Origin of the sequence: Aminobacter ciceronei (genome assembly GCF_014138625.1) — a bacterium.
In the GTDB taxonomy this organism is placed as follows: domain Bacteria; phylum Pseudomonadota; class Alphaproteobacteria; order Rhizobiales; family Rhizobiaceae; genus Aminobacter; species Aminobacter ciceronei.
The window spans coordinates 44,345-50,835 of record NZ_JACJHY010000038.1 but is presented as its reverse complement, the minus strand read 5'-3'; the positions used below and the strand labels follow the sequence as shown (position 1 = coordinate 50,835).

Here is a 6,491-nt window from a genome sequence, read left to right as displayed (position 1 = left end):
CCGCGCCTCCGCCGGTTGCTTTCACCGCGCCTCAGGGCGTAACAAAAACGGCCGAGGCTCTAATCGCCAATGGATGACAGTTCAGTGGCAGGTCACCACCTCTCGCTGCACTACCTGTGCCGAGCCCCACTGGCACCCGCTGGCGAATACAGCCTCCAGCAACAGCAGCTTGCTCGCCCATCTGGGCATTTGATGGGATATGCGCCACTCCGAGGCCAGTTGCTCGAAGGCGGTTTAGGTCTTCAACGTCAAGACTGGCAGGATTTGCCAGAACGTCTCCATGTGGTGCAAACCCTCCGCCGACCAACTGCGCGAAGGGGTCGCCATATGCCTGCCGTTGAGAATGATCAAAATCGGTGAAGTGTATTGGCACCCCGGCAGCCCGCGCGAAAGCAACTACGCCCTCCAACGATCCACACAGATCGCGACCTCTGATTGAAACTCCGATCGCTGACGAGATTCCACACTTGGCGTATTGCCCGATAGCGCTCAGGTCGTTTTGGATCTGAGCCAAATCGTCACCGACAAGGGGCGCGACGGTAGCCCGTATCCCAACCCGAGCGACAGCCTCGGCCGTAGCATCGGCGTAGTGAAATACGTCCGCAAAGGTGGTAATTCCTCCGCGGACAAACTCAATGCAAGTGAGTTGCGCAGCAACAAAAGTCGACCAGCTGTCGATCACCTCGACATACCGCTTGGCAATAGAGCTGACCCGATGAAATGGCTTGTCTACCGCATACGCTCTAATCAGGTTCATGCCTGCTTGAGCATGGACATTGACCAACCCTGGTAGAATGACCTGTCCGCCGCAATCCAAGACTCGTTGAGCGCTGAACCTGCGGTCTATCTCACTGCTAGCCCCAACTCCGACAATACTTCCACCTCGCACTGCAACCGAGCCTGGAAAAATCAATGTCCTAGGTGGCGCGATAGGCAGTACTGCGCCCTGGCTCAGAATGAGATCGCATGGCTCCTTCATTGCGTTACCTTCCGCAGACCAAGCGTCCGTTCTGGAGATAATTCGCCTCAGCCTCTGCATCGGCGGATACGCTGCCACTTTTCCAGGAACGGGGCTAACTTTGCCCCCCACCAGGCGGGCCATCCCCGCTGGCAACGCCGCCCAAATGAGCGCCGGCGCGTCACCGCGCGCTAGCTCACAGCGCTCATGACAGTAGTTTTGTTTGGCAACCGTTCGGTTCTAAGACCCAGATATTCTAGAGAGGGGCTCAGCGGCGGGGCTGCCGCAAGCAACGATCGCGTATATTCGTGCTGCGGATTACTAAAGATTTGCCTCGTTTCGCCAGCCTCGACAATCTTCCCACGATACATAATTGCTATTCGATCCGAAATGCGCCTAACTAGTGACAAGTCATGGGTAATAAATATATAAGACAACCCGTATTCCTGTTTTATTTCCTCGAAAAGGCGCACAACGGTTGCCTGAACAGACAAGTCTAGACCTGACGTTGGTTCATCCAGTATCAAAATACGGGGATTCAATATCAAACTTCTTGCAAGTCCAATTCGCCTTTGCTGTCCGCCCGAAAGTTCGTGCGGGTACCGGATCTTAAAAGCCTTATCCAAACCAACTGCCGACAGCATCCGATCGATGATTGCTTCGCGATCTTCGCTTGAAAGCGCTGGCTGGTGAATTATCAATGACTCGTGCAGCGAACGCCCCACACTCCACCAAGGATCCAGAGCCGCTCCAGGATCTTGGTGCACATACTGGATGTCCGCACGGATTCTTCTGGCTTGCCGTTTGTCCACCCCGGAAACCGTCGTGCCATCCAGACGAATTTGTCCCGCCGATTCACGTATGATCCCCAAAACGGTTTTAGCGAGCGTACTTTTTCCGCTCCCGGACTCTCCGACGATGCCAAGCACTTCCCCTTGCGCGAGACTAAAGCTGACATCGTCTACGGCACGCGTTCCAGGAGTTGTCTTGAACAGGCTCTTTCCCCCAGCAAACTCTGTTACAAGATGCTCTACCTCAAGAATTGCCATTACACCCTCACTCCTTGATCGAGCAAAACACAAGCCACATCACGCTGCCCGCCAACTGGCTTCATCAGCGGCGGCCTCTGTTCACTGCACGCTGGACGACATGAGGTACATCTCGGCCCGAAGCGGCATCCCGGGGGAGCGAAGATCGGTGAGGGGACAGTTCCAGGAATCCCAACTATCTCATCGCTGAGTTCAGGATGGCAGGCCAGAAGACGTTTCGTGTAGGGGTGGATGGGGGTGTGGATAATGTCTTTGGCAGTGCCATTTTCCATGGTTTGCCCGGCGTACATTACGGACACGCTGTCACACATTTGAGCTACTACACCGAAGTCATGAGTTACCAGAAGCATCGAGGTTTTGTCGTCTTCGATGAGTTCTCTAAGTAGAATTAGGATCTCGCGCTGTGTCGTGACATCGAGGGCAGTTGTAGGTTCGTCAGCAACGATCAACTTGGGACGTGAAGACAAGGCCGAAGCAATCAGTATTCGCTGTCGCTGGCCGCCTGAAAACTGATGGGGGTAACGCTCGAACGCGTCCTCGGGATCGGGAATCTGCACTGCTTTGAGCATTTTTATCAAATGTTCACGGTGGCGCTGCCTGGTATTTCCACCAATGTATCCTGGCGGTTCGCCGGGCAGGCCACTCCAACGCAGAATTTCCATCATTTGGACCCCAACCTTGAAAACAGGATTGAGAGCGGTAAAGGGATCCTGCGGAATGAAACCTATATCTTTGGCGGCATGCCACGTGCGACGCGTCGCGGACCCGAGGAGGTCCAGGCCGCCGAACTTGATTTCTCCACTCACTATTTCAGCTTGGTTGGGTAGGATGCCTAGTATCGCCTTAATAAGCGTCGATTTCCCACAGCCCGACTCCCCCACAAGCCCAACCACTTCACCTTCTGCTACCTCAAAAGTGACGCGATCCAGGATTTTTGCGGTTCCTTCATCTGTCGGAATAACCAACTGGAGGTTTCGAACGCTCAGGAGAGGAAGAGTATCTTTCATCGCGATCGCCTCAACTTAGGATCTAATATGTCGCGCAAACCGTCACCGAGTAAGTTGAAACCCAACACCGTAATGAAGATCGCTAAACCCGGGAAAAGCGCCAGCCACCAGCTTTCTGGGAGGAATTGACGGCTCTCTGCAATTGCGAGCCCCCAGTCTGGGCTTGGCGGTGTCGCACCAATACCAAGGAAGCCCAAGGTCGCTGCCGTGAGGATTGCAAATCCTACCCCGATGGTGGCGCGAATAATGATCGCGGGCGCCACGTTCGGCAGAAGATGAAGCACAGCGATACGAAACGGACTTGCACCGAGCCCCTCTAGGGCCTCGACATAAAGAGAAGTCTTCTGGTGTCGCACCTCACCATAAACGGTTCTAGCAAATGCTGGCCAATATGTGAGCGCGAGGGCAAGCATCGCACTCTCCAATCCTCGCGACAGAATTTGCGCGATCGCAAGAGCCAACACTAACTGCGGCACCGCAAGAAAAATGTCGGTAATCCGCATGACTACTTCGGAACCAATTGTTCGCGTGTAGCCCGCATAGAGGCCAATCGGAACTCCGATCAACATAGACGCGGCGACGACCCCAACTCCGACCAGGAGCGCGGAACGCGCTCCGATGATCACACGAGAATAAACGTCGCGCCCCAAATCATCGGTCCCGAACGGATTTTGCGCGGATGGGGGTGAAAGCCTTGCCAGCAGATTCGAGTCATAGACATCGGATGGGCCGGACACCAGCCACCAGCCGAATACTGCGACTGTCAAGATCGACATCACAACTATCAGGCCGAATGTAGCGGGCAAATCACGGGAGAACTTCTTCACAACCATAATTTCCCCTACCTCAAACGCGGATCGATCATCGCGTGGATAACATCAACAATGATGTTGACCAGCGCATAAATAACTCCAACTACTATCGTTACCGCCAATATCACCTTGTAGTCGGACGTGAATATTGCGTTCACCAAGTACGACCCGATGCCTGGCCAATCAAATATCATCTCGACGACAACAGCTCCGGATATTAGAGAGCCGAAAAGAAGTCCAAGCTGCGTTACCGCTGTAATTACCGAATTTCGTAGTACATAAGGAACAATAATTCGCCTGAACGGAACGCCCGTTGCATGCTGGTACGACACATATTCCTTGGTCAGATTCTCCAACATCGAGGACCTGGTGAAGCGAGCCACGGTGGCGAGCCCACCAAACGCAAGGGTAATTGCTGGAAGGGTAATGTGACGGACAGCATCTCGGAACGCTGAGAAGTTAAGCGTCAGAATCGAGTCAAGCAGGTAGAGACCTGTAATCTGAACCGGCGGCACCATTTCAGGCGGAATCCGCCCCCGTACTGGAAACCACCCAAGCACCATCGCAAAGACCAACTGAAGCATGATCGCGAGCCAAAACGTGGCAATCGCAAGGCCCGCGACGGAAATCATCCGGGTTACGTGGTCGATCGGCGAGTTGTGCCAAACCGCTCCCATGGTGCCAAGTGTAATGCCACCGATAGCCATAAGCACCAACGACACCAAGGCCAGCTCGATAGTGGCGGGTAACCTCTGAGCGATATCCTCCAAAACAGGCCTGTTGGAATACATAGACACACCAAGATTTCCAACCGAAACCTGCTTCAGATACATTCCGAATTGAACGTACACGGGCCGATCAAGGCCATATTCTTTCCGAACCGCTTGTATGTCTTCGACACTTGCATTTTCACCTGCAAGAATGGTGGCCGGATCGGATGGCGCAAGATAAAGCAATGCATACGTTAGAACTAGAAGTCCTAGTATAACCGGAAACAACGAAAGAATTCTACGACATATGAATTCAAGCATTTTGGCACTCGCTTGTTCCTAACTTCTTTCATCCCTCACTGCCCAAGCGACATCCATCGCAACTCGCCACCCGCGCCGACTGGCGTGAAATGGAAATTGTTAACCCGCTTATTAATTCCTCGCAGTTGAATAGTGTTGTACACCCAGATATCTGCAGCATCTTTTACTATGATACGCGATGCCTCTTCATATAGGCTCCGACGATCTTCTTGAGAGAGCGCGGAACGCGCCTTTCCAAGGATTTCATCCACCTGAGCATTCTCATACCAGGAGGATGCCTTCCACGTTCCATGATAGCGGCTGTCGTACATTTGACCGATCCAGTTTTCCGGATCTGCAAAGTATGTTGATACCCAATGAACCCACATGTCCGGCGTAGACTCGGGAGTTCCCATGCTACCAGCCAGCGACGGAAAGGTCGCAGGGATGATTTCAATGTCGAGGCCAAGCTTGCGAGTTTCCGCCTGCAGAACTTGCCCCGTTTGTGCCATTTGCACATGTTCGGATGGGGCAAAGAGTTTCAATTTGCGGTCGATTGGTGCCCCTTCTGCCTTCGCTCGATCACAAAACTCCTTCGCCTTAGACATGTCGAATGTGTATCCCTCGAGATCCTTGGGGGCCCCCCACAGATTTTGAGGAATTGGCCCCGGGTTCCGTACTGCGTATCCCTGCAAGATGGCCGCGATGTAACCATCATAGTTGAATGCGTAGCTTAGACACTTTCTGAAGTTGACGTTGTCAAATGGAGGCTTCTTGTTATTCATTCTGATAACAAGTATCCGCATCGATTCGTCTTTCGACACGCGTAGGCCTTCATCCGCTTCTACCCTCTTCACCTGGTCCGGCGGAAGAAAGGAGTCCGTCGCGTCAATTGCGCCCTTTAACAGCACTAAAACGCTAGTTGATGTCTCTTTGGATGGGCGAACTCTCACCGTCTCGATCGGGCGCGGATTGTCGCTCCAACCGTGAAAGTGTTCGGCGAAGCGGTGAACGTCCATAGCCTCCAGAGGCCGATAGGTCTTGGTGTCGAGTGCATATGCACCTGATCCTGCCTCATTTGATGAAAGCCATGCTGCACCCCAATCGTTGCCCACTTGGTGACTCGACAAGAGTCCTTCATTTACAATCGAGACCAGAGGCAACGCCGACAAGAACGGTGCATACCGCTCATTGAGCACGAACCGGACGGTTTCGTTGTCTGGCGCCGAGATATTCTCCGGCTTGAGATAGGAGCTGAAGGCGCTAGCTGGGCCACGGCCCATAGCTAGCAGGCGCCGAAAACTGTAGACGACGTCTGACGAGTCAAGGACGGTACCGTCATGGAACTGAACATCCTTCCTTAACTTGAATGTCCACGTTTTCCCATCTTGAGATACCTCATGGGCAGTCGCAAGCCAGGGGACTACCTGCGGCGGATTTCCCTCATAACGGTAGAGGCCGTCATACGTGTTGAGCATGTAAAATTGCATCTGGGAATGAGATGCCAAGTGCGGGTCTAGCGTTTCAGGAAGTAATTCTCCCCACACCATTTCATTTTTTTGCTCTGCGTTGGCGAATTGGACCGACGAAACAGCGATGGCTAGTGCCAAGGCCAGTGAACGATAAACTCCTACGTGTTTCATTATTTCCTCCCA

The 6,491-nt window shown here is 53.2% G+C and carries 6 protein-coding genes; all 6 read right to left on the bottom strand.

Features of this window, described 5'->3' with window-relative positions:
* Nucleotides 1-31 precede the first annotated feature (31 nt).
* Nucleotides 32-979 carry an amidohydrolase family protein gene (locus HNQ95_RS28470; RefSeq protein ID WP_281381322.1) on the bottom strand — a complete coding sequence of 316 codons (948 nt, stop codon included), beginning with the start codon at nucleotides 977-979 and terminating at the stop codon, nucleotides 32-34.
* Between the two features lie 170 nt (nucleotides 980-1,149).
* On the bottom strand, nucleotides 1,150-2,007 hold the full coding sequence (locus tag HNQ95_RS28465; protein WP_182575790.1) for an ABC transporter ATP-binding protein: 858 nt from the start codon (nucleotides 2,005-2,007) through the stop codon (nucleotides 1,150-1,152).
* Nucleotides 2,007-3,014: an ABC transporter ATP-binding protein gene (locus HNQ95_RS28460; RefSeq protein WP_182575789.1), complete on the bottom strand. Its 1,008-nt coding sequence runs from the start codon at nucleotides 3,012-3,014 to the stop codon at nucleotides 2,007-2,009. The genes HNQ95_RS28465 and HNQ95_RS28460 overlap by 1 nt, the downstream gene beginning before the upstream one ends.
* A complete protein-coding gene (locus tag HNQ95_RS28455; protein ID WP_182575788.1) occupies nucleotides 3,011-3,847 on the bottom strand; it encodes an ABC transporter permease in 837 nt (278 codons plus the stop codon). The genes HNQ95_RS28460 and HNQ95_RS28455 overlap by 4 nt, the downstream gene beginning before the upstream one ends.
* 8 nt (nucleotides 3,848-3,855) lie before the next feature.
* The gene (locus HNQ95_RS28450) at nucleotides 3,856-4,857 is read right to left on the bottom strand and encodes an ABC transporter permease (RefSeq protein ID WP_182575787.1); all 1,002 of its coding nucleotides are present in this window, start codon (nucleotides 4,855-4,857) and stop codon (nucleotides 3,856-3,858) included.
* Nucleotides 4,858-4,892: 35 nt separating this feature from the next.
* Entirely contained in the window at nucleotides 4,893-6,479 is a 1,587-nt protein-coding gene (locus HNQ95_RS28445) for an ABC transporter substrate-binding protein (protein ID WP_182575786.1), read from the bottom strand.
* Nucleotides 6,480-6,491: the final 12 nt, after the last annotated feature.

Coding starts and splice junctions, on each gene's coding strand:
- HNQ95_RS28450 (WP_182575787.1), bottom strand. CDS start 4,857: ATGCTTGAATTCATATGTCGTAGAATTCTTTCGTTGTTTCCGGTTATA.
- HNQ95_RS28465 (WP_182575790.1), bottom strand. CDS start 2,007: ATGGCAATTCTTGAGGTAGAGCATCTTGTAACAGAGTTTGCTGGGGGA.
- HNQ95_RS28460 (WP_182575789.1), bottom strand. CDS start 3,014: ATGAAAGATACTCTTCCTCTCCTGAGCGTTCGAAACCTCCAGTTGGTT.
- HNQ95_RS28455 (WP_182575788.1), bottom strand. CDS start 3,847: ATGGTTGTGAAGAAGTTCTCCCGTGATTTGCCCGCTACATTCGGCCTG.
- HNQ95_RS28445 (WP_182575786.1), bottom strand. CDS start 6,479: ATGAAACACGTAGGAGTTTATCGTTCACTGGCCTTGGCACTAGCCATC.
- HNQ95_RS28470 (WP_281381322.1), bottom strand. CDS start 979: ATGAAGGAGCCATGCGATCTCATTCTGAGCCAGGGCGCAGTACTGCCT.